This is a genomic window from Mesorhizobium sp. M0159 (assembly GCF_040322295.1).
Lineage (GTDB): Bacteria > Pseudomonadota > Alphaproteobacteria > Rhizobiales > Rhizobiaceae > Mesorhizobium.
In genome coordinates, this window is sequence record NZ_JAMYTF010000001.1 from 226,994 (window position 1) to 246,001 (window position 19,008).

Annotated in this window: 23 protein-coding genes; 21 read left to right on the top strand and 2 right to left on the bottom strand. The window is 62.7% G+C overall.

Annotated features, from left to right (window positions below; translation table 11 throughout):
- Positions 1 to 4 precede the first annotated feature (4 nt).
- Both NKJ32_RS01110 and NKJ32_RS01115 read left to right on the top strand, forming a co-directional pair.
- A complete protein-coding gene (locus tag NKJ32_RS01110; protein ID WP_023678010.1) occupies positions 5 to 454 on the top strand; it encodes an Lrp/AsnC family transcriptional regulator in 450 nt (149 codons plus the stop codon).
- Positions 455 to 546: 92 nt separating this feature from the next.
- The gene (locus NKJ32_RS01115; protein WP_023678009.1) at positions 547 to 1,317 is read left to right on the top strand and encodes a sulfite exporter TauE/SafE family protein; all 771 of its coding nucleotides are present in this window, start codon (positions 547 to 549) and stop codon (positions 1,315 to 1,317) included.
- A 40-nt stretch (positions 1,318 to 1,357) separates the two neighbouring features.
- Here NKJ32_RS01115 and NKJ32_RS01120 read toward each other — a convergent pair whose 3' ends face one another.
- The gene (locus tag NKJ32_RS01120) at positions 1,358 to 1,909 is read right to left on the bottom strand and encodes a DUF2269 family protein (RefSeq protein ID WP_023678008.1); all 552 of its coding nucleotides are present in this window, start codon (positions 1,907 to 1,909) and stop codon (positions 1,358 to 1,360) included.
- 579 nt (positions 1,910 to 2,488) lie between these two features.
- Between NKJ32_RS01120 and rcdA the strand changes: the two genes are divergently transcribed.
- Positions 2,489 to 3,016: a protease adaptor protein RcdA gene (gene rcdA / locus NKJ32_RS01125; protein WP_023678007.1), complete on the top strand. Its 528-nt coding sequence runs from the start codon at positions 2,489 to 2,491 to the stop codon at positions 3,014 to 3,016.
- Between the two features lie 38 nt (positions 3,017 to 3,054).
- On the opposite strand, the gene NKJ32_RS01130 is transcribed toward rcdA, so the two are convergent.
- Entirely contained in the window at positions 3,055 to 3,372 is a 318-nt protein-coding gene (locus NKJ32_RS01130) for a winged helix-turn-helix transcriptional regulator (RefSeq protein ID WP_245274745.1), read from the bottom strand.
- Between the two features lie 192 nt (positions 3,373 to 3,564).
- Here NKJ32_RS01130 and NKJ32_RS01135 point away from each other — a divergent pair, with 192 nt between their 5' ends.
- The 18 genes from NKJ32_RS01135 to ftsH all read left to right on the top strand — a co-directional run bounded on the left by NKJ32_RS01135 (position 3,565) and on the right by ftsH (position 18,934).
- The gene (locus tag NKJ32_RS01135) at positions 3,565 to 4,419 is read left to right on the top strand and encodes an SDR family oxidoreductase (RefSeq protein ID WP_023678005.1); all 855 of its coding nucleotides are present in this window, start codon (positions 3,565 to 3,567) and stop codon (positions 4,417 to 4,419) included.
- A gap of 264 nt (positions 4,420 to 4,683) precedes the next feature.
- Complete coding sequence (gene ruvC / locus NKJ32_RS01140; RefSeq protein WP_352634210.1) at positions 4,684 to 5,196, top strand: crossover junction endodeoxyribonuclease RuvC; 513 nt, start codon at positions 4,684 to 4,686, stop codon at positions 5,194 to 5,196.
- Positions 5,197 to 5,252: 56 nt separating this feature from the next.
- On the top strand, positions 5,253 to 5,522 hold the full coding sequence (locus tag NKJ32_RS01145; protein WP_352634208.1) for an AbrB/MazE/SpoVT family DNA-binding domain-containing protein: 270 nt from the start codon (positions 5,253 to 5,255) through the stop codon (positions 5,520 to 5,522).
- Positions 5,500 to 5,922, top strand: coding sequence for a type II toxin-antitoxin system VapC family toxin (locus tag NKJ32_RS01150; protein WP_023678002.1), 423 nt, complete (start codon positions 5,500 to 5,502; stop codon positions 5,920 to 5,922). The genes NKJ32_RS01145 and NKJ32_RS01150 overlap by 23 nt, the downstream gene beginning before the upstream one ends.
- A gap of 13 nt (positions 5,923 to 5,935) precedes the next feature.
- Positions 5,936 to 6,556 carry a Holliday junction branch migration protein RuvA gene (gene ruvA, locus NKJ32_RS01155; RefSeq protein ID WP_352634206.1) on the top strand — a complete coding sequence of 207 codons (621 nt, stop codon included), beginning with the start codon at positions 5,936 to 5,938 and terminating at the stop codon, positions 6,554 to 6,556.
- Positions 6,557 to 6,623: 67 nt separating this feature from the next.
- Entirely contained in the window at positions 6,624 to 6,908 is a 285-nt protein-coding gene (locus NKJ32_RS01160; RefSeq protein WP_352569593.1) for an AbrB/MazE/SpoVT family DNA-binding domain-containing protein, read from the top strand.
- Positions 6,905 to 7,309 carry a type II toxin-antitoxin system VapC family toxin gene (locus NKJ32_RS01165; protein WP_352826658.1) on the top strand — a complete coding sequence of 135 codons (405 nt, stop codon included), beginning with the start codon at positions 6,905 to 6,907 and terminating at the stop codon, positions 7,307 to 7,309. Before NKJ32_RS01160 ends, NKJ32_RS01165 begins: the two co-directional genes overlap by 4 nt.
- Positions 7,306 to 8,346: a Holliday junction branch migration DNA helicase RuvB gene (gene ruvB / locus NKJ32_RS01170; RefSeq protein ID WP_352454896.1), complete on the top strand. Its 1,041-nt coding sequence runs from the start codon at positions 7,306 to 7,308 to the stop codon at positions 8,344 to 8,346. Before NKJ32_RS01165 ends, ruvB begins: the two co-directional genes overlap by 4 nt.
- Positions 8,347 to 8,474: 128 nt before the next feature.
- Complete coding sequence (gene ybgC / locus NKJ32_RS01175) at positions 8,475 to 8,945, top strand: tol-pal system-associated acyl-CoA thioesterase (RefSeq protein WP_023677998.1); 471 nt, start codon at positions 8,475 to 8,477, stop codon at positions 8,943 to 8,945.
- Between the two features lie 296 nt (positions 8,946 to 9,241).
- Positions 9,242 to 9,952: a protein TolQ gene (gene tolQ, locus NKJ32_RS01180; RefSeq protein WP_023677997.1), complete on the top strand. Its 711-nt coding sequence runs from the start codon at positions 9,242 to 9,244 to the stop codon at positions 9,950 to 9,952.
- A 9-nt stretch (positions 9,953 to 9,961) separates the two neighbouring features.
- Complete coding sequence (tolR, locus tag NKJ32_RS01185; RefSeq protein ID WP_352569595.1) at positions 9,962 to 10,420, top strand: protein TolR; 459 nt, start codon at positions 9,962 to 9,964, stop codon at positions 10,418 to 10,420.
- Between the two features lie 7 nt (positions 10,421 to 10,427).
- The gene (gene tolA, locus NKJ32_RS01190) at positions 10,428 to 11,585 is read left to right on the top strand and encodes a cell envelope integrity protein TolA (protein ID WP_352569596.1); all 1,158 of its coding nucleotides are present in this window, start codon (positions 10,428 to 10,430) and stop codon (positions 11,583 to 11,585) included.
- Between the two features lie 79 nt (positions 11,586 to 11,664).
- Positions 11,665 to 12,936 (top strand): Tol-Pal system beta propeller repeat protein TolB, encoded by a 1,272-nt coding sequence (gene tolB, locus NKJ32_RS01195; protein ID WP_245274748.1) that lies wholly within the window; start codon positions 11,665 to 11,667, stop codon positions 12,934 to 12,936.
- Positions 12,937 to 13,010: 74 nt separating this feature from the next.
- Positions 13,011 to 13,388 (top strand): four helix bundle protein, encoded by a 378-nt coding sequence (locus NKJ32_RS01200; RefSeq protein ID WP_023677993.1) that lies wholly within the window; start codon positions 13,011 to 13,013, stop codon positions 13,386 to 13,388.
- 221 nt (positions 13,389 to 13,609) lie between these two features.
- Positions 13,610 to 14,116 carry a peptidoglycan-associated lipoprotein Pal gene (gene pal / locus NKJ32_RS01205; protein WP_023677992.1) on the top strand — a complete coding sequence of 169 codons (507 nt, stop codon included), beginning with the start codon at positions 13,610 to 13,612 and terminating at the stop codon, positions 14,114 to 14,116.
- A gap of 188 nt (positions 14,117 to 14,304) precedes the next feature.
- On the top strand, positions 14,305 to 15,414 hold the full coding sequence (gene ybgF, locus NKJ32_RS01210; protein ID WP_352569598.1) for a tol-pal system protein YbgF: 1,110 nt from the start codon (positions 14,305 to 14,307) through the stop codon (positions 15,412 to 15,414).
- 57 nt (positions 15,415 to 15,471) lie between these two features.
- The gene (gene tilS, locus NKJ32_RS01215) at positions 15,472 to 16,902 is read left to right on the top strand and encodes a tRNA lysidine(34) synthetase TilS (protein ID WP_352569625.1); all 1,431 of its coding nucleotides are present in this window, start codon (positions 15,472 to 15,474) and stop codon (positions 16,900 to 16,902) included.
- A 106-nt stretch (positions 16,903 to 17,008) separates the two neighbouring features.
- On the top strand, positions 17,009 to 18,934 hold the full coding sequence (ftsH, locus tag NKJ32_RS01220; protein ID WP_023677989.1) for an ATP-dependent zinc metalloprotease FtsH: 1,926 nt from the start codon (positions 17,009 to 17,011) through the stop codon (positions 18,932 to 18,934).
- Positions 18,935 to 19,008: the final 74 nt, after the last annotated feature.

Consider the following 19,008-nt stretch of genomic DNA (forward strand, 5'->3'; position numbering starts at 1 on the left):
TAAAATGCTGGACGAGCTCGACAGAAAGCTCCTCGATATCCTGGTCAAGGATTCACGGACCTCGCTGAAGGAACTGGCGCTGCAGGTCGGGCTGTCGTCGCCAAGCGTTTCGGAGCGGCTTCGGCGGCTAGAGGATCGCGGCGTCATCCGCGCGTTCACCATCGACATCGATCCGCAGGCGCTCGGCTACGCCTTGCAGGCGATCGTTCGCATCCGGCCATTGCCGGGCAAGCTGCACATCGTCCAGAAGCTGATCGAGGAAATCCCGGAATTCGGCGAATGCGACAAGGTGACGGGCGATGACTGCTTCGTTGCCCGGCTGTTCGTCCGCTCGATCGGCGAGCTCGACGGGATTCTCGACCGCATCGCCGACAAGGCCGAAACCAGCACGGCCATCATCAAGGCGCAGCCGATCCGGAGACGCCCGCCACCGCTCGACATGCCAAACATGTGACGGGTTCGGTGGCGTGGCCCAAGTATTTGCGGTCGCGGTCCGATCATTTCTGGTTTATTCCAGAGATCACTTTCCCTCCAGCGTCCTTTCCCATGTCAGGCCTGCTCGTCGATCCCTGGTTCTATGCCGCGGCCATTCCGGCCGTCATCCTCGTCGGCCTGTCGAAAGGCGGCTTCGGCGGCGCCGTCGGCTTTGTCGGCGTGCCGTTGATGGCGCTGACCATGCCGCCGGTTCAGGCTGCCGCAATTCTTCTGCCAATTCTGTGCCTGATGGACATTGTCTCGGTGTGGACGTGGTGGGGTATCTTTGACCGCAAGATGCTGGCCGACATGATGCCGGGCGCCGTGATCGGCATCGCCCTTGGCTGGCTGACGGCGGCACTTGTAACCGAAGAGATGGTGCGGCTGATCGTCGGCGCGGTTGCCCTGATCTTCGTGCTGCGCTGGCTCTATTTGCAACTCCGCCACGGTGCCGGCCACGCGGCGGAGCCCAACCGCGTCGCTGCGGGCTTCTGGGGTACTGTTGCCGGGTTCACCAGCTTCGTCGCCCATGTCGGCGGCCCGCCTTTTCAGGTCTATGCGCTGCCGATCAGGCTCGATCCGAAGGTGCTGTCGGGCACCGCGGCGATCTTTTTCGCCGTCACCAACGCGCTGAAGCTCATCCCTTATTTCGCGCTCGGCCAGTTCGACGCTACCAATTTGACCGCGTCGGCGGTGCTGATGCCGCTGGCGCCGCTGTCGACAATCGCCGGCGCCTGGCTGGTGCGGCGGATGCGGCCGGAGCTGTTCTATCCCTTCACCTATGCGACCGTGGCGGTCGTCGCGGTCAAGCTTCTGTGGGACGGCATCGCCGGCCTCCTGTAAGACGGCGGCCCCATTCGGCCGCCGCCGGATTCCTTACACCTCAGGCGGCACTCGGCAGCAGCTGCCGCGTCCTGCCAAGCGCCAGGGCAATGCCGGTTGCCAGTACGAGCGCCATGCAGCCCAGAATGGTGATGTCGTGCAGCGTCGGCTTCAGCACCATGTCCGCGATGATCACCAGCATCACCGAATAGTCGAAGCGCGCGGCGCTGAGAACGCGCTGGCCCTGGGCAAGCACTGCCGGCGTCACGCCCTCCTTGGCGATCATGCCTGCCATGCGGTCGGCAGTCGGCTTGAAGATGAACATGCCGATGCAGAAGGTCGTCGCATAACCGGCAAGGCCGATCAGCACCCACAGATCGGAAAAGCCGACCCAGAAGCCGCACATGATGAGGCCGAAAAGCAATGTCAGCATCGACATCGGCGCGAAGAACCGGTTGCCGAGCTCGCCGGTAGCGCGCATCGCCTGCAGCATGCCTTCGACGTTTCCAGCGCGGTCGGCGCGTACCGCGAGCAGCATCAGCGTGAAGCCGCCGCCGACCCAGAGGATCGCCGAGACGATATGCAGAAATTTAACGGCCGAGTACCAGTCCATTATTCGCTCCTTGAGAGATTTGATGATTTGCCGGAGCGCAAGGTTTGCTCCGCCTCGTTGCGAGGAACGGGCGTTTAGCGCGGCGCCTGTTTCGGAACGATGTCGCGCGCAGTGCCGTTTTGTTTCGGTAAGCCGGTCACCATTTGGAGGAAACCATGGCGCAAGCGTCGCCCCGACTTTCCAGCCGGTGGTGTGAACGGCGCCGTGGCCAGTCAGCTGTGCTGTTACGGCACAGATGCTGGGCGCTTGATCGAAAAATATGCCCCGCGTTAAAGCTTCGTTAAGCTTTACAGGCGTTTACTATGTCCATCCAGTGATCTGGATTCTTACCGAGTGGTTGGAGCCACTTTGTTTGACGCCTCCCTGTTAAACTCCTGAGAGCCGCCTTATCCGCGGCTCTTTTTTTGTCCGCTGGCATGGGCGTTCTTCCGGCTAAATGCGGCCGTTAACCGTTTGTTAAACATGTGCTTGCCTTCGCTGGCAGCGAAGCGCATTTTCAAGCTTCAGTCGTTTAGGCTGCCGGATATGGCGGCCAAGAGCCGAATCGGCCGGCTGTCAGGCAAGTGCAGGGGCGTAGCGATGAACGAGCCTTCGAAGGCGAGCGCGAAAACCATCAAGCTGGCGGAGCGCCGGGTTTTCTCCCAATCCTTCAAGCCGCTCTATCAGGAAGGCATGGGCCTGGTCGAGCAGGCCGCCGAATATCTCGACGGCAAGGGCCGCGCCGAGGCCAAGAAGCTGTCGAGGCTGGCGGCGACGCTTTATGCGGCCGAATCGATGCGGCTGACCACCAGGCTGATGCAGGTCGCCTCGTGGCTGCTTTTGCAGCGGGCGGCGAATTCCGGCGAGATGACCCGCGATCAGGTGGCCTCAGAAAAATCCAAGGTGCGTCTCGATACCGCCTCCGCGCATGAGGAGGCGCCCGGCTGGGCCGAGCTGCCGACGGATTTCATCGATCTCGTCAACCGCTCGCTGCGCCTGCAGGCGCTGGTGCGCCGCATGGACGAGGAGATCTATGGCGGCCTCGCCGAGGTGCCGCCGTCGAGCCGTCGCCTCAATCCGGTGTCCGACCAGATCACGCTGCTCAACACGGCTTTCGCCCGCGGCTGAGAGAACGTTTCATAATTCTACTCCGGCGGCCATCTAGACTAACCGCGAAGGGATGGGCTCGCGATCATCAGGCGGGGAGAATCACGCAGCAGCAGGCGCGATCCGACCTCCACGATAGACCTGATCGCTGGGAGCAGCTCCTGCCCCAATGACGTCAGCTCATACTCCACGGTCGGCGGCGATGTCGGCATCACGTGGCGTGCGAGGACGCCACGCTCCTCGAGATCGCGCAACCTGCCGGTCAGCACCTTCGCCGAAATGGCTGGGATATCGCGGCGCAATTCGGAGAACCGGCGCGGGCCGTCGCTCAAGGACCAGAGCACCTCGGGTGTCCAGCACCCGCCAAGCAGCGCCATGCACCTCGACATGGGGCAGCCGGGAAGCGCCTTCACCTTCGTTCGCATCCTGAGGACCATCGCGCATCTTCCATGAGAGTTTCCAGTTGGATACCGGAAAATGATGGTAACTACAAGATACGTGGTTTCCGACGGTAACGAGAGCCGCTATCTGAGGCTCTCAATCCATCCAACCACGAAATGGACAGAACGATGTACGCAATAACTGGAGCAACAGGACAGCTTGGCCGTCTCGTGATCGACGCACTGCTGAAGACAGTTCCGGCCAGCCGGATCGTTGCGGCGGTTCGTGATCCGGCAAAGGCCAGCGATCTTGTCCAACGCGGCGTAGTCGTGCGGGAGGCGGACTATAATCGTCCCGACACGCTCCCGATGGCGCTGGCCGGCGTCGATAGACTGCTGCTGATTTCCTCGACCGAAGTCAGCGGCCGCTTGCCGCAGCATCGGTCAGTGATCAAGGCCGCCCAACGGGTGGGGGTTTCGCTGATCGCTTACACAAGCATGCTGCATGCGGACACGTCTCCCGCGAGGCTCGCGGTCGAACATCGGCAGACGGAGGAGGTCATCGCGGCCTCCGGCCTACCCGCCGTCATCCTGCGCAACGGCTGGTACACCGAGAACCATCTGATGGCACTCCCGGCGGCTCTGGAGCACGGCGCCTTCATCGGCGCAGCAAATGAGGGGCGCTTCTCGTCCGCGGCGCGGCAGGATTATGCCGAGGCCGCGGCCGTGGTGCTGACGAGCGAGGATCAAGCAGGGAGGACTTACGAGCTCGCCGCGGACCAAGCCTTCACGCTCGCCGAGCTTGCGGCGAAGGTCTCGCGGCAATCGGGCAAGGCGATCGCCTACAACGATCTTGCCGGGGCGGCCTATGAGGGTGTGTTGACAGGCGCCGGGCTGCCCGCCGATCTCGCCGCTATCCTGGCCGATGCCGACATTGCAGCCTCACGCGGAGCGTTGTTCGATGACGGCGGCGCCATGAGCCGGCTGATCGGTCGACCGACAACGCCACTGGAGAGCGTCGTTGCGGCAGCATTGCGCGGCTGAAACCGAGATGGCTGTCACATCCGCCAAAGGATCAGAGGACCGTCTGTCGCTCGCGCCAACAGTTATTCAAACGACTAGACCAGCGCAGCCTTCTGCGCTTCCGGTGCTCGCGTACTTATGTACGCTCCGCTCCGGTTCTCGAAAACCACGCTATCTGTCTCGCCAGAGCGAATTCTCAAACATTCTCTAAACCAGACTCGGTTGCTGTTTCTGGTTTGTTCACATTTCGCTGGCATCGCTGCTCGCCGGGGTTAAAGTTGACGGATGGGGGAAGCGATTCGCATCATCGGCATCGATCCAGGGCTGAGGCGCACCGGCTGGGGCATAGTCGAAAGCCTCGGCAATTCGCTGCGCTTCGTCGCTTCCGGCACGGTGCGGTCCGACGACAAGGCCGCCCTGGCGCTGCGTCTTTGCCAATTGCATGACGGGCTCGCCGAGATCCTGCATGCCGCGATGCCGCACGAGGCGGCGGTCGAGCAAACTTTCGTCAACAAGGACGCCGCAGCGACGCTCAAACTCGGCCAGGCACGCGGCATCGCCATGCTGGTGCCGGCGCGTGCCGGCCTTGTCGTTGCCGAATATGCGCCAAACGCTGTCAAGAAGGCGGTGATCGGCGTCGGCCATGGCGACAAGAAACAGATCCACATGATGGTCAAGGTGCTGATGCCGAAGGCGACTTTCGACACCGACGACGCCGCCGATGCGCTGGCCATCGCCATCTGTCACGCGCATCACCGGCAGAGCATCGCCTACAGGATGGCGGCGCTGGCCGGATAAGTATGTTCTTGACTTGTTCTCCAGTGGGCAATAAGTAATACCAACGAGGTATTACCATGCGCGTTACCACCAAGGGCCAAGTGACCATCCCGAAGGAAATACGGGATCATCTGGGTATCGGCCCGGGCTCGGAGGTGGAGTTCGTCCCCACCGAGGACGGGGCTCGTGTCATAGCCGTCGACGAAAACATGTCGGAGGAGGAAGCCTCGCGCAGATTCAGCCAGATGCTCGATGGTATGGCCGGTACGCTGGATCTGGGAGGCTTGACGGCGGATGAATATGTGGAATGGCTGAGGGGCCCACGTGAAGATCTCGACATTGATTGACACAAATGTCTTGATCGACGTTTGGGGTCCTGCCGGACGGGAGACGAAATGGTCGGCATCCGCGATTACCGCATGCCGGCGCGACGGCGCACTCGTAATCAATGCAATCGTCTGGTCCGAGCTCGCGCCGTTGATTGCGACCGAACAGGCTCTTCGTCAAGCAGCCGACATGCTCAAGATGGATCGCGAATTTCTGCCGTGGGAAGCAGCCTTCCTCGCTGGTGTCACGCACTCGCGCTATCGCCGCGCCGGCGGCATTCGCGAACGAACCTTGCCGGATTTTTTTATTGGAGCCCATGCGGTTGTCGCTGGGCATCGCCTGCTGACGCGCAATGCTGCGCGCTATCGCGGCTATTTCCCGGACCTCGATATCATCTCTCCGGAAACCCACCCGGCATGATCGGCACGCTCAAATGATCGGCAAGCTAAAAGGCACGCTGGATGAGATCGACGAGGATTTCTGCATCGTCGACGTGCATGGCGTCGGCTATGTCGCCTACTGCTCGGCGCGCACGCTGGCGGCATTGCCGCGGCCGGGCGAGGCGGTCGTGCTGTTCATCGAGACCTATGTGCGCGAGGACATGCTGCGGCTCTATGGGTTCCAGTCGGTGCTGGAGCGCGAATGGTTCCGGCTGTTGATGAACAATGTGCAAGGCGTCGGCGCCAAGGTGGCGCTGGCCATCCTGTCGACGCTGGCGCCGGCCGATCTCGCCAATGCGATTGCGTTGCGCGATATCGCCATGGTCAGCCGTGCGCCGGGCGTCGGCAAGAAGGTGGCGGAGCGCATCGTCACCGAATTGAAGAACAAGGCGCCGGCCTATGCGGGCACTGCCTCGGGCACCATCAGCCTGAAGCAGGAGCTCGGCGAGGGCGTCGCCTCGGCGCCGATCACCGACGCCGTCTCGGCGCTGGTCAATCTCGGCTATTCGCGCGACACCGCCGCCAATGCGGTGGCGGCGGCGCTGAGGACGGCAGGCGAAGAGGCGGACGCGTCGAAGCTGATCCGCTTCGGGCTGAAGGAGCTGGCACGCTGAGACGTTGCTGGAAAGTGAAATTCCAACTACTATCTGATCGGTAAGAATTTTTTGCAGGAGTAAGAATATGGGCGCATATGCCAGTCTGACCTCCAAGGGACAGCTCACGATTCCAAAGGACGTCCGCGACGCCTTGTCGCTCAAGACGGGCGACACGATCGCCTGGACGGTGATGGATGGCTATTTGGTCGGGACGCCGCGCAATCTCGACTTCGCCGACCTAGCCGGATTTCTCGGCGATCCACCCGGCGGTCCCGCTTCCCTGGAAGAGATCGATGCGGCTGTGAGGGAGGCCGTAGGCCAGCACGTTGTTGGTGACAAGCCACAGGGCGGAAAAGAGGGCGACGCGTGACGTCGATAGGTATCGATACTAACGTTCTGCTTCGAATGGTGCTGAACGATGATGCCGAGCAACAGGCCAAGGCTCTCGCCTTCGGTAAGAGCCTCAGCGGCGACAAGCTCGGCTTTGTGAGTTTGATTGTGCTGGTGGAATTCAGTTGGTCACTGCTTTCGCGTTACCGGCAGCCAAAGGAGCAGATACTGGCCGAGATCCAGAGATTGCTCAAGATCAAGACGCTGGTGTTTGAGGATTTCGATGCCATCGTGATCGCGCTCGAACGATCGAATTCGAGCCAGGTCGACTTTGCTAATGCGCTGATAGCCGAGCACAATCGAAATTTCGGTTGCTCGCATACGGTCACGTTCGACCAGCGGACTGCAAGGTCCATTACCGGTATGGAACTGCTCGCATGAGCCTTTCGCCACGGCTCATTGCTCCCGACAGACGCGGCGAGGACGCCGAGCAGACCTTGCGGCCGCAGACGCTTGGCGACTTTGTCGGCCAGGCGGCGGTGCGGGCCAATCTCAAAGTCTTCATCGAAGCCGCTAAGGGGCGCAGCGAAGCGCTCGACCATGTGCTGTTCGTTGGCCCGCCTGGCCTCGGCAAAACGACGCTGGCGCAGATCATGGCGCGCGAGCTTGGCGTCAATTTCCGCTCGACCTCGGGTCCGGTCATCGCCAAGGCCGGTGATCTCGCGGCGCTGCTCACCAACCTCGAAGACCGCGACGTGCTGTTCATCGACGAGATCCACCGGCTCAACCCGGCGGTCGAGGAAATCCTCTATCCGGCGATGGAGGATTTCCAGCTCGACCTGATCATCGGCGAGGGGCCGGCGGCGCGCTCGGTCAAGATCGACCTTGCCCGCTTCACGCTTGTCGCCGCCACCACCCGGCTCGGCCTGTTGACCAACCCGCTGCGCGACCGGTTCGGCATTCCGGTGCGGCTCAATTTCTACTCGGTCGAGGAACTCGAGCAGATCGTGCGGCGCGGCGCCCGCATCCTTGCCATGCCGCTCGGCGACGACGGTGCTTTGGAGATCGCCCGGCGGGCGCGCGGCACGCCGCGCATCGCCGGCCGACTGTTGCGCCGGGTGCGCGACTTCGCCAGCGTAGCCGGCGACGGCCATGTCGACCGCAAGATCGCCGATGAGGCGCTGACGCGGCTGGAGGTCGACGGGCTCGGCCTCGACGCGCTCGACCGCCGTTATCTGTCGATGATCGCCCGGAATTTCGGCGGCGGGCCGGTCGGCATCGAGACCATCGCGGCCGGGCTTTCCGAGCCACGCGATGCCATCGAGGACATCATCGAGCCCTTTCTGATCCAGCAAGGCTTCATCATGCGCACCCCGCGCGGCCGCGTGCTGGCGGCCAATGCCTGGCGGCATCTCGGCCTCGACGCGCCGAAGGACCTGGCGCAGCAGCAGATCAGCCTGTTCCAGGAAGAACCGTAAGTTCCGCTGCTTATGGCTTCGGTGCTGGCAGTTCCCCGGCCCAGCCCTCCAGGTCTTGATCATCGCCGGTCTATGCGCAAAACAGGTGTTGCTTGAAACAGGGCCTGTCGGGCCAAAAGGACAGCGCAATGGACGATCACGGTGAATCGGCATTGTCCGCCGGACTTTCCGGCGCGCTGACGGAATTCGGCCATCGACTGATGGCGCGGGTCTATTATGCAGACACCGATTTTTCCGGCGTCGTCTACCACGCGCGCTATCTCGAATTCTTCGAGCGCGGCCGTTCCGACTATCTGCGGCTGGCCGGCGTCCACCACACCGAGCTTGCCGACGGCAAGCATGGCGAGAAAATAGTCTGGGTGGTGCGGCGCATGGAGATCGACTTCCGCGGTTCGGCCCGCATGGACGACATCCTGACCATCGATACGCGCACCGACGAGATTTCCGGCGCCCGCATCGTCATGGCGCAACAGTTGAAGCGCGGCAGCGAAGTGCTGGTCGAGGCGCGTGTCGAAGCGGCGATCGTCGGCGAGAACGGGCGGCCGCGGCGCTTTCCCAAGGACTGGATCGCAGCCTTCATGCCCAGAACGCGCAAATAAAGGTTCAGAGGCGGACGATCCCGGAGCTCCCGGTCCAGGCCAGAATCGCGAGGCGGCCTATCAGGGCGCGGCAATGCGCCGCGCTGTACGTCCTAACCCATCCTTAACCATAACGGTCCATGAAGGGATTGGTTAAGATTGGGAGAATCCAAGCGCCTTCCTTTCACCAATATTTGCCCCGAAAAGGCCGCCAACGGTGCATTTGGGGTTATTCCGCAAGCCTAACGCGAACGGACCACAAGGGATGCCCATGGGCCAGCCGCCAGCCACGCCCGGAAAATCTTTAAGGACGTAACATGGAAAACATCGCTCTCGCCGAACCGGGCGCGCATTTATCGATTTGGGCCTTGTTCATGCAGGCCGGTTGGGTGGTCAAGCTGGTCATGATCGGGCTGCTTGGTGCCTCGATCTGGACCTGGGCGATCATCGTCGACAAGCTCGTCGCCTATGCCCGCATGCGGCTGGCGCTCAACCGCTTCGAACAGGTGTTCTGGTCGGGACAGTCGCTGGAAGAACTTTACCGCACGCTCGCCGACCGCAAGACGACCGGCATGAGCGCGATCTTCGTCGCCGCCATGCGCGAATGGAAGAAAAGCTTCGAGAAGGGCGCGAAATCGCCGCTCGGCCTGCAGACCCGCATCGACAAGGCGATGGATCTGGCGCTGACCCGTGAAATGGAAAAGCTTGAAGGGCGGCTCGGCTTTCTCGCCACCACCGGCTCGGCGGCGCCCTTCATCGGCCTGTTCGGCACGGTTATCGGCATCATGACCTCGTTCCAGGCGATCGCCGCCTCGAAGAACACCAGCCTCTCGGTGGTCGCGCCCGGCATCGCCGAGGCGCTGCTGGCGACGGCCATCGGCCTGCTCGCCGCCATCCCAGCCGTCATCGCCTACAACAAGCTGTCGTCCGACGCGAGCAAGATCGCGGTGCGCATGGAAGGGTTCGCGGATGAGTTCTCCGCCATACTCTCGCGCCAAATCGATGAAAAAGTCGCGCAGAAGGCCTGAGGAACGATCATGGGAATGTCCGTAAGCGCAGGTGGCGGAGGACGCGGCGGGCGCGGCCACAGGCGGCGCGGCCGCCATCACGCCTTGATATCGGAGATCAACGTCACGCCGATGGTCGACGTGATGCTGGTGCTGCTGATCATCTTCATGGTCGCGGCGCCGTTGCTGACGGTCGGCGTGCCGATCGACCTGCCGGATACCCAGGCCAAAGCGATGAACGCCGATACGCAGCCTATAACCGTGTCCATCAACTCGGCCGGTCAGATCTACCTCCAGGAAACCGAGATCCCGATCGAGGAGCTGGTGGCAAAGCTGCAGGCGATCTCGAAGACCGGCTATGAAGAGCGCATTTTCATCAGGGGTGACAAGTCCACCGACTATGGCACTGCCATGAAGGTGATGGCCCGCATCTCGGCTGCTGGCTACAAGAATATCGGCCTGGTTTCACTGCAGGAACAGGATCAGTAGACGCAAGATGAGGACCGGCCTCACCACATCGGTGATCTTGCATACGGTGGCGATCGCCTTCGGGCTGTTCACGTTGTCCTCGCCGCCCGCGATGCCTGCGTCCGATGCGGAATCGGTGTCGGTCGAGATCGTGCCGATGGAAGCGACGGCACAGGTCCTGCAAGGCGACAAGAAGGCTGTAATGCACGACAAGCCGGCGCCGGTACCGACGCAGCGTCCCGACATCGTTCCCGATGCCCAGAAAGTCGGCGATAACAGCGTCGACACCGACAAGCCGCCGACACCTGAGCCCAAGCCCCAGCCAGTCGACATGACGGCGGCTCCGCCACCCGCGCCGACGCCGGTCGAAAAGCCCAAGCCCGAGGACGTGCCGAAGCCGAAGGAAGAGCCGAAGCCTATTCCCGCTACGGAGGTGGCGCCGGTGCCGCAGCCGAAGGAAGAGGTCAAGCCCGAACCTGTCAAGCAGACCGAGCCCAAGCCGACGCCGGCCAAGGAGCCGACGCCCACGCCGCCGCAGGACAAGACTGCCGCGATCGATCCGCAGCCCGAGGTCAAGCCGGATGCCGTCGCCGAGGCGATTGCCAAGCAACCGCCAACCGAGGAGGCGCAGCTTCCGGACTCGGCGCCAGCACCCGAGGCTCGGCCAAAGCCGCAGCCGGCCCAGGCCGAGAGCGCCAAGGCACCGGAGCGCAAGGACGCCGACAAGCCGGTCAAGGAAGCCTCATCCAAGCCGAAATCGGACGACAAGCAATTCAACGCCGACGAGATTTCGGCTTTGCTCGACAAGCGCAAGCCGTCGGGCGGCGGCGCCAAGCGCTCGACCCAGCAGGCATCGCTCGGCGGCGAGAAGGATCAGGGCCAGAAGCTTTCGAAATCGGAGCAGGGGGCATTGGAGGCCCAGCTTGGTGGTTGCTGGACGCTTCCGGCAGGGCTCGAGGGTTCGGAGAATTTCGTCGTCGTGGTCCGGTTTAATCTGGACGCCTCCGGCAAGCTGGATGGCCGGCCGAGCGTTGAAAAGTCGAGCGGAAACCGCCCGTTTGACGAAAGCGCAGTGCGCGCGGTTCAGAAATGCGATGTGGCCGGCCTGCAGGTTCCAGCGGGCAAGCAAGACATCTGGTCCGACGTTCGGGTCACTTTTGACCCCAGGGAGATGCTCGGTCTTTAGGCCCGGCTCCCACAGAATCAGCGAAGAGAAGCGAGAAGACATGAAATCCATCCTCAAGCCGCTCCTGACGATCGCAGCGATGGCGCTGGGTATGACCGTTGCTGTCACCCTGCCGGCGCGGGCGCTCGTTGAGCTCAACGTCAATAAGGGCAATGTCGAGCCGTTGCCGATCGCCATCACGGACTTCCAGGGCGGCGATGCCCTCGGCGCCGAGATTTCCGGCATCGTCAGTGCCGACCTGAAACGCTCCGGCCTGTTCGCGCCGATCGACAAAAGCGCTTTCATTGAAAAGATCTCGAATCCGGATGCCACGCCGCGCTTCGAAGACTGGAAGGTGATCAATGCGCAGGCGCTGGTCACCGGCAGTGTCGGCAAGGAGGCTGACGGCCGCATTCGCGCCCAGTACCGGTTGTGGGACACGTTTGCCGGCCAGCAGATGTCGGGCGAGCAGTTCTTCGCCAACGACGCCAATACCAGGCGCGTCGCCCATATCATCGCCGATGCGATCTACGAGCGGCTGACCGGCGAGAAGGGCTATTTCGACACGCGCGTTGTCTTCATCGACGAGTCCGGTGCCAAGAATGCGCGCAAGAAGCGGCTTGCCATCATGGACCAGGACGGCGCCAACGTCCGCTATCTCTCGAACGGCAAATCGATCGTGCTGACGCCGCGCTTCTCGCCGAACCGGCAGGAAATCACCTACATGTCCTATGAAAGCGGTCAGCCGCGGGTGTACCTGCTGCAGATCGAGACGGGGCAGCGCGAGCTGGTCGGCAATTTCCCCGGCATGACGTTTGCGCCGCGCTTTTCGCCCGACGGCCAGAAGGTGATCATGAGCCTGCTGCGCGATGACGGCAATTCCAACATCTTCGCCATGGATCTGAGAAGCCGCTCGACGACCAGGCTCACCAACTCGACCGCCATCGACACCTCACCGTCCTACTCGCCTGACGGCAGCAAGGTGGTGTTCACCTCGGATCGCGGCGGCCGCGCGCAGATCTATGTGATGGGCGCCGACGGCTCGGGCCAGACCCGCATCTCGTTCGGCGACGGCGTCTATTCGACGCCGGTGTGGTCGCCGCGCGGCGATCTCATCGCCTTCACCAAGCAGACCGGCGGCGAATTCCAGATCGGCGTCATGCGCACCGACGGTTCGGGTGAGCGCATCCTGTCCACCGGCTTTCAGCAGGAAGGGCCGACCTGGGCGCCCAACGGCCGGGTGCTGATGTTCTTCCGCGATTCCAATGGCGGACCAAAACTTGTTTCGGTCGATCTCACCGGCCGCAACGAACAGTCGATCCCGACGGCGAACTTCGCCTCGGATCCGGCCTGGTCGCCGCTGCTGGAGTGATGGAAGAAGAACTGAGGAATTGAAGAACTGACGAACTGACGAGTTGAAGAACTGAAGAGTTGAAGAACTGAAGAATGGAGAAGGCAGGGGTCTACATCGAGCACGCGAGGGATTTAGAAGTCTATAAGCGTGCCTATGCGGTTTCCCTTGGGGTACACAGAGCCACGCTTGCTTTTCCGAAAATGGAGCAATACGCGCTCGCCGATCAACTACGTCGTTCCAGCAAGGCGATCTGCGCCAATTTGGCCGAAGGCTTTGCCAAACAGACTCACTCCAAGCCCGAATTCGCACGCTTCATTTCGATGGCCATAGGATCATGCAGTGAGGTGGAGACCTGGATTTCGTATGCGTTCGACCTCGAGTACATCACACAGGCGCAACGCGACGATTGGTTGCAATCCTATGCCCGCATCTACGGAATGCTGGTCAATCTCAGAGAGAAGCTGAGGTGATCTCTTTCCTCAATTCCTCAGTTCTTCAGTTCCTCAATTCCCTCTTTTTCATGTTTTGGCCGCATTTCCGCCTACGGTCCGCGCTCATTGTCGCCCCTCGGCAGAACGGTTGCGGACGGCAGCCGAAACCAAATTTTAACCGTGTTTCTTGAGCGCCGGTTAACCCAAACGTGGTTACTGGACGATCAATGAAATCACTCGAATTGCGAAGGAGAGGCGGCATGGGCCGTATCGCAGCACTTACCACAAACCCGGTCATGATCGCGCTGGTCGCTATGCTCGCGATCACCGGTTGCGCCTCGAAGAAGACGCCGAACAGCGCCGCCGATCTCGGCCTCAACGGCGCCGGCGCGGCAACGCCCGGGTCGGCCCAGGACTTTACCGTCAACATCGGCGACCGCATCTTCTTCGATACCGATTCGTCCTCGATCCGCGCCGATGCGCAGACGACGCTGTCGCGCCAGGCGCAGTGGCTGAACCAGTACAAGCAGTATGCCATCGTCATCGAAGGCCATGCCGACGAGCGCGGCACGCGCGAATACAATCTGGCGCTCGGCGCCCGCCGTGCTGCCGCCACACGCGACTTCCTGGTCGCCAAGGGTGTTTCGGCGCAGCGCCTGAAGACCATTTCCTACGGCAAGGAGCGTCCGGTCGCGGTTTGCGACGACATCTCCTGCTGGTCGCAGAACCGCCGCGCCGTAACCACCCTGGGCGGCGCCGGTTCTTGATCGGCATAAATGCAACACTTGGTGCGAAAGGCGGCCAAAAGGCCGCCTTTTTCATATCTGCTCGCTCCAAACAAAATTTGGCCGAAGTCTCACGTCCTGTTAAGAGCCGAGAGCGTCTGGCTAGTCCCCAGTTGACTGGTCTACTTCGAATGAGAGGCGCGCAACAATGGTTTCACGGCGAGAGGCACATGCATTTCAGATCGGTCTTGAGCGGTACGCTTGCGCTGCTGCTCGTATCAAGTATCGCGGCACTTGCTGACGGGGCAAACGGCACCGGGCAGTCATCGGAAAGCGGTTTTTCCTTCCACCTGCCGACGATCAAACTGCCCGGCATTTTCGGCGAAAAGAAAAAGCCGGATCAGGTTCAATTCGCGCAACAGGATGGCACCGGCACTCCGGCGCTGGAGGAACAGCTCCGGCAGATGAATGGCAAGATCGAGGAACTCAATTTCCAGGTCCTGCAGATGCAGGAGCAGATCCGCAAGCAGCAGGAAGACAACGAATTCCGCTTCCAGCAGTTGGAAGGCGGTCCGCAAGGCGCGCAGCAGCCGGCCGAGCAGAAGAAGTCCGAGGCGGCGCCTAGCAGCGACAGCCCCAACGGCGACAGTAACGTGGCGGAGGCGCCGGGGACGCCGGCTCCGGCCGATGCGGGCAAGGCGGCAGACGGCGACAAGAGCGTCGAGGACGTCATCGTCGAATCGCCCAACGGCGATCCCGGCAAGCTGATCCCCGGCGCGCCGCCCAAGACGTTCGGCACCATCACCGTCGACAAAAACGGCAATGTCGTCGAAGCCGACGGCAATGCGCAAGCGAATGCGCCGCAGCAGAATACGGCCCCAGCCAACGGCGCCAGCGCAGCCGGCAACAAGGCCGGTAAATCCGATGATACGGTGGTCGCGGCACTCCCGTCGACCAACGATCCGGAGGAGCTTTACCGCAATTCTTACCAGTTCATCCTGTCGGGCGACTACAGCACCGCCGAACAGGGTTTCCGCGACCATATCGCCCGTTTTCCCAGAGACGCCAAGGCGGCGGACGCGCATTACTGGCTCGGTGAATCGCTGCTCGGCCAGCAGAAATACCGCGATGCGGCCGAGATTTTCCTCGCTGCCAGCAAGGACTATCCCAAGGCCAAGAAGGCGCCCGACATGCTGCTGAAACTCGGCGTTTCACTGGTCGGGCTGAAGCAGCGCGACGTGGCCTGTGCCACTTTCAGCGAGATCGGCAAGCGCTACCCCGATATTTCCGGCGCGCTCAAGGAGCGGGTCAAGCAGGAAAGGGCGCTCGCGGCGTGCTAGTTTTTCCTTTGCATGTCGTTGCCCCAAAACCGGGCCCACTTTTGGGCGACATGCATGATGCTCGACACCGAGCCTGACCTTCCGGATTTTTCGCGGATCGACTTTTCCAACGGCGCTGTTGCGGCCGTGTCCGGCGGCAGCGACTCGACCGCCCTTCTCCTCCTCCTCAAAGCCCATCTCGACCGTAACGCCCCGGCAACGAAATTGCTGGCGGTAACGATCGATCATCAATTGCGGCCGCAAGCGGCAGCGGAAGCGCAAGCCGTGGCCAGGCTGTGCGCGGCGCGCGGCATTGCCCATCGCGTCCTCGCCTGGTCGGGGCACAAACCATCGACCGGCCTGCCTGCCGCCGCGCGCGAAGCCCGATACCGGCTGCTCGCCGAGGCCGCCGAAGCGGCAGGCATCGGCCTGATCCTGACCGGCCACACCGCCGACGACCAGGCCGAGACCGTGCTGATGCGGCAAGCACGTGACGACGGGCCAGGTGAGGAGAGGCCGCGCGACGAAGGGCGGGGCCTTGCCGGCATGGCGCCGGCAACCCTCTACGATTGGCGGCACTGGATCGTGCGGCCGCTGCTCGGCGTGCGGCGTGCTGAGCTGCGCGAATTGCTGCAACGCGAACAGGTCGCCTGGATCGAAGATCCGACCAATGCCGACACTGCTTTCGAGCGGCCGCGCGTCCGCGCAGCACTTGTTGAAGGCGACGATGCGCCTCGCATGGCTGAAGCTATGGCGCTGGCCAGAAAGGCGGCGGCCGAGCGTGAGCAGCTGGGCAATCGCGCGGCCATGTTGATCCGCAGCTTGGCCTCCAGGCCGGCCGCCGGCCTCGTCCGCCTCGATCGGGATTTTGCGACGGCCGCCGACAGCCGGACGGCCATTTATGCGCTGCGCATCCTGCTGGCGGCGACCGGCGGCACCGCCTTCCTTCCCGACCAGGCCCGCAGCGAAGCCCTTTTCGGCCGGTTCCGCACCGGGCCGCTTTGTGCCACATTGTCGCGGACCGTGATCGATGCCCGGCGTACCGGCATCTTTCTGCACCGCGAATTGCGGGATCTGCCGCCCGCTGTTGCGGTTTCCGACAATGCCCTGTGGGACGGCCGCAGACGGATCACATTGGGCGACAGTTCAGGTGCATTGTTGATCGCGCCGCCGTTGGTGGCACCGCTCGGGGCGGCTCTTGCCGCAAAGCGGGCAATTGAAGGGCATGGCACGCCGGCAAGCCTTGTATGTGCCGCCCTGGCCGCCGAGCCGGCGCTCTGGCGGGACGGCGAATGCCTTGGTTTGCTCGGGGAAGGCCCGGGTTTGCCCGGGGAAGGCCCGATGCCGGCGGCTGTCGCCGCATATCCGGCAGTCGCGCCCTTCGCCCGTTTCCTGCCGTCCTTCGATCTGGCGCCGGCCGATGCCGTCGCCGCGTTGCTTGGCGCGGCGCCCGTTCCAGCCGTGCCATTCGGCGGCCACAGTGCCGGCCTACCACGGGCGAAAGCTTAACCGAGACCTGCTGTTATGCTTGGCAAGGGGGAACGCTCTCCCTATGTTAGGGCCAAGTTTCCTCTCACGACGCGTGTCCGCCCAGCGGGCGCCAACGGGACAATTGATGAATCCGAATTATCGCAACCTCGCGCTCTGGGCGATCATAGCGGTCCTGCTCATCGCGCTCTTCAATCTTTTCCAGACGCCGCAGACGCGTGGAGCCTCGAGCGATGTTCCCTATTCGCAGTTCCTGCAGGAAGTCGCGGCGGGACGGATCAAGTCGGTGACCATCGCCGGCGCCCGTATCTCCGGCAATTACACGGACAGTTCCAACGGCTTCCAGACCTATTCGCCTGGGGACCCGTCGCTGGTTTCGCGCCTGCAGGACAAGAACGTCACCATCAATGCGCGTCCTGAATCCGACGGCTCCAATTCGCTGTTCGGCACCCTGATCTCCTGGCTGCCGATGATCCTCATCCTCGGCGTCTGGATATTCTTCATGCGCCAGATGCAGTCCGGTTCCGGCCGCGCCATGGGCTTCGGCAAGTCGAAGGCCAAGCTTTTGACCGAAGCACATGGCCGCGTCACCTTCCAGGACGTCGCCGGCGTCGACGAAGCCAAGGAAGATCTGGAAGAGATCGTCGAGTTCCTGCGCGACCCGCAGAAATTCCAGCGGCTCGGCGGCAAGATCCCGCGCGGCGTGCTGCTCGTCGGTCCTCCCGGAACCGGCAAGACGCTGCTCGCCCGCTCGGTCGCGGGTGAAGCCAACGTGCCGTTCTTCACCATTTCGGGCTCGGACTTCGTCGAGATGTTCGTCGGCGTAGGCGCAAGCCGCGTCCGCGACATGTTCGACCAAGCCAAGAAGAATGCGCCTTGCATCATCTTCATCGACGAAATCGACGCGGTCGGCCGCCATCGCGGCGCCGGCCTCGGCGGCGGCAATGATGAACGCGAGCAGACGCTGAACCAGCTGCTGGTCGAGATGGATGGCTTCGAATCCAACGAAAGCATCATCCTGATCGCCGCCACCAACCGGCCAGACGTGCTCGATCCGGCGCTGCTGAGGCCGGGCCGCTTCGACCGCCAGGTGGTGGTGCCGAACCCCGACATCGTCGGCCGCGAGAAGATCCTGAAAGTGCATGTGCGCAACGTGCCGCTGGCGCCCAATGTCGACCTCAAGGTGATCGCGCGCGGCACGCCGGGCTTTTCCGGCGCCGACCTGATGAACCTGGTCAACGAATCCGCCCTGATGGCGGCGCGGCGCAACAAGCGCCTCGTCACCATGGCCGAATTCGAGGACGCCAAGGACAAGATCATGATGGGCGCCGAGCGCCGCTCGTCGGCGATGACACAGGCCGAGAAGGAGCTGACCGCCTATCACGAGGCCGGTCATGCCATCCTGGCACTCAACGTGCCGTCGGCCGATCCGCTGCACAAGGCGACCATCATCCCGCGCGGCCGGGCACTCGGCATGGTCATGCAGCTGCCGGAAGGCGACCGCTATTCGATGAGCTACAAATACATGATCTCGCGCCTCGCCATCATGATGGGCGGCCGTGTCGCCGAGGAGTTCAAGTTCGGCAAGGAGAACATCACCTCCGGCGCCTCCTCCGATATCGAGCAGGCGACCAAGCTGGCGCGTGCCATGGTGACGCGCTGGGGCTTCTCCGACAAGCTCGGCCATGTCGCCTATGGCGACAACCAGGAGGAGGTGTTCCTCGGCCATTCGGTGGCGCGCACGCAGAATATCTCGGAAGAGACGGCGCAGATCATCGACGCCGAAGTGCGCCGGCTGATCGACGAGGCCTATTCGACGGCAAGGTCCATCCTGACCAAGAAAAAGAAGGAATGGATCGCGCTGGCGCAGGGCCTGCTCGAATACGAGACGCTGTCCGGCGAGGAGATCAAGCAGCTGATCGCCGGCAATAAGCCCGCGCGCGACCTTGGCGACGACACGCCGCCGAGCCGCGGCTCGGCCGTGCCGAAGTCCGGCCGCCGCAAGAAGGGCCCCGAGCCCGAAGGCGGCATGGAACCCCAGCCATCAAGCTAGGCTCCGGCCCAGGACAGATCGACTTCGAAACGCCGCGGCTCTAACCGCGGCGTTTTCTCTTGGGGAATGCGACC

Bases quoted from the DNA above. Each gene is read 5' to 3' on its own strand.
- NKJ32_RS01110 (WP_023678010.1), top strand. From the start codon at position 5: ATGCTGGACGAGCTCGACAGAAAGCTCCTCGATATCCTGGTCAAGGAT.
- NKJ32_RS01115 (WP_023678009.1), top strand. From the start codon at position 547: ATGTCAGGCCTGCTCGTCGATCCCTGGTTCTATGCCGCGGCCATTCCG.
- NKJ32_RS01120 (WP_023678008.1), bottom strand. From the start codon at position 1,909: ATGGACTGGTACTCGGCCGTTAAATTTCTGCATATCGTCTCGGCGATC.
- rcdA (WP_023678007.1), top strand. From the start codon at position 2,489: ATGAACGAGCCTTCGAAGGCGAGCGCGAAAACCATCAAGCTGGCGGAG.
- NKJ32_RS01130 (WP_245274745.1), bottom strand. From the start codon at position 3,372: ATGGCGCTGCTTGGCGGGTGCTGGACACCCGAGGTGCTCTGGTCCTTG.
- NKJ32_RS01135 (WP_023678005.1), top strand. From the start codon at position 3,565: ATGTACGCAATAACTGGAGCAACAGGACAGCTTGGCCGTCTCGTGATC.
- ruvC (WP_352634210.1), top strand. From the start codon at position 4,684: ATGGGGGAAGCGATTCGCATCATCGGCATCGATCCAGGGCTGAGGCGC.
- NKJ32_RS01145 (WP_352634208.1), top strand. From the start codon at position 5,253: ATGCGCGTTACCACCAAGGGCCAAGTGACCATCCCGAAGGAAATACGG.
- ruvA (WP_352634206.1), top strand. From the start codon at position 5,936: ATGATCGGCAAGCTAAAAGGCACGCTGGATGAGATCGACGAGGATTTC.
- NKJ32_RS01160 (WP_352569593.1), top strand. From the start codon at position 6,624: ATGGGCGCATATGCCAGTCTGACCTCCAAGGGACAGCTCACGATTCCA.
- ruvB (WP_352454896.1), top strand. From the start codon at position 7,306: ATGAGCCTTTCGCCACGGCTCATTGCTCCCGACAGACGCGGCGAGGAC.
- ybgC (WP_023677998.1), top strand. From the start codon at position 8,475: ATGGACGATCACGGTGAATCGGCATTGTCCGCCGGACTTTCCGGCGCG.
- tolQ (WP_023677997.1), top strand. From the start codon at position 9,242: ATGGAAAACATCGCTCTCGCCGAACCGGGCGCGCATTTATCGATTTGG.
- tolR (WP_352569595.1), top strand. From the start codon at position 9,962: ATGGGAATGTCCGTAAGCGCAGGTGGCGGAGGACGCGGCGGGCGCGGC.
- tolA (WP_352569596.1), top strand. From the start codon at position 10,428: ATGAGGACCGGCCTCACCACATCGGTGATCTTGCATACGGTGGCGATC.
- tolB (WP_245274748.1), top strand. From the start codon at position 11,665: ATGGCGCTGGGTATGACCGTTGCTGTCACCCTGCCGGCGCGGGCGCTC.
- NKJ32_RS01200 (WP_023677993.1), top strand. From the start codon at position 13,011: ATGGAGAAGGCAGGGGTCTACATCGAGCACGCGAGGGATTTAGAAGTC.
- pal (WP_023677992.1), top strand. From the start codon at position 13,610: ATGGGCCGTATCGCAGCACTTACCACAAACCCGGTCATGATCGCGCTG.
- ybgF (WP_352569598.1), top strand. From the start codon at position 14,305: ATGCATTTCAGATCGGTCTTGAGCGGTACGCTTGCGCTGCTGCTCGTA.
- tilS (WP_352569625.1), top strand. From the start codon at position 15,472: ATGCTCGACACCGAGCCTGACCTTCCGGATTTTTCGCGGATCGACTTT.
- ftsH (WP_023677989.1), top strand. From the start codon at position 17,009: ATGAATCCGAATTATCGCAACCTCGCGCTCTGGGCGATCATAGCGGTC.